The organism is Salipiger sp. 1_MG-2023 (assembly GCF_030547555.1).
In the GTDB taxonomy this organism is placed as follows: Bacteria; Pseudomonadota; Alphaproteobacteria; order Rhodobacterales; family Rhodobacteraceae; genus Salipiger.
This window is the reverse complement of record NZ_JAUOQN010000163.1, coordinates 1-1026: the sequence shown is the minus strand read 5'-3', so window position 1 is coordinate 1026 and position 1026 is coordinate 1. Positions and strand designations below refer to the sequence as shown.

Sequence of the window (1026 nt, the reverse complement as noted above, 5' to 3'; positions counted from 1 at the left end):
AGACATCCCACATTGCAGGCGCTCCGGGGAGACGTTCCGCGAACGGGGACGTCCTACCGGGAAAGATAAGAGGGGAAGTGCAGCCTTCAGATGATTTGTGCAACAAAGCCCTCTCGGGACAGACACGGACACGCAAGCGTTGAAAGCTCTGGAGGGAGGCAAATTCGTCTCGCAGTCGGAAATGCCCTTTTCCGAGGTGGCGGACTGACACCCATACCAACGCAGCCGCATCGCACCCGGCCAGCAGCGACATTGCCTTTCCGATCGATCCCTTCCCCGCGGAACAAGGGATCGATCGGAAAGGCAATGTCGCCGCAGAATCGCTGCATGGAGCTTGCGCCGCCCCTCGCCGCGAGTCGGGACAGCAAGGACTGAACCGCACCGGGGTTGCCGGAGGCTTCAACTCCTGAGTAGGATGAAGCCACAATGAGCAAGATAACAAATAAGTATTCTCCTGAAGTCCGAGAGCGTACGGTGCGGCTGATGCTGGACAACCAGGGCCAGCCCAGTTCGCGCTGGCAGGCGATCATGTCGATCTCCGCGAAGATCGGCTGTTCCGCGCACACGTTGAATGAGTGGGTCAAGAAGGCGGAAGTCGACAGTGGCAAGCGGGCGGACGTCCCAACAGATGTCGCCGACAAGATGAAGGCGCTGGAACGGGAGAACCGCGAGCTGCGCCAGGCGAACGAGATCCTCCGCAAAGCCTCCGCGTATTTTGCGATGGCGGAGCTCGACCGCCGGTCGAAGTGATGGTGTCATTTATCGACATGCATCGCGCGGAGCATGGGGTCGAGCCGATCTGCACTGTCCTGCCGATAGCCCCTTCCACGTATAATGAGCACCTGGCGAAGCGGGCCGATCCGGCCCGGTTGTCGGACCGTGCCTGGCGTGACGAGGCATTGTGACGTTGCCCCCTGCAGCTAATCCAGTTTGAGATGGACTCTGGCCCTGTATTGACCCAGCGGAATCTGCTCAGGTTAGGCCGCTAATCTGCATGCCTCGGCAGGCGTGCGCATGGCAAGCGCC

1 pseudogene and 1 other annotated feature are annotated in these 1026 nt (G+C 60.5%); the pseudogene reads left to right on the top strand.

The features are described 5' to 3' along the window. Positions 1 to 426: 426 nt before the first annotated feature. A pseudogene (locus Q4543_RS24390) lies at positions 427 to 902 on the top strand (transposase); the annotation flags it as partial. Beyond that, positions 708 to 824 (top strand) — a sequence feature (AL1L pseudoknot). Its footprint overlaps the pseudogene before it by 117 nt. Positions 903 to 1026 lie beyond the last annotated feature (124 nt).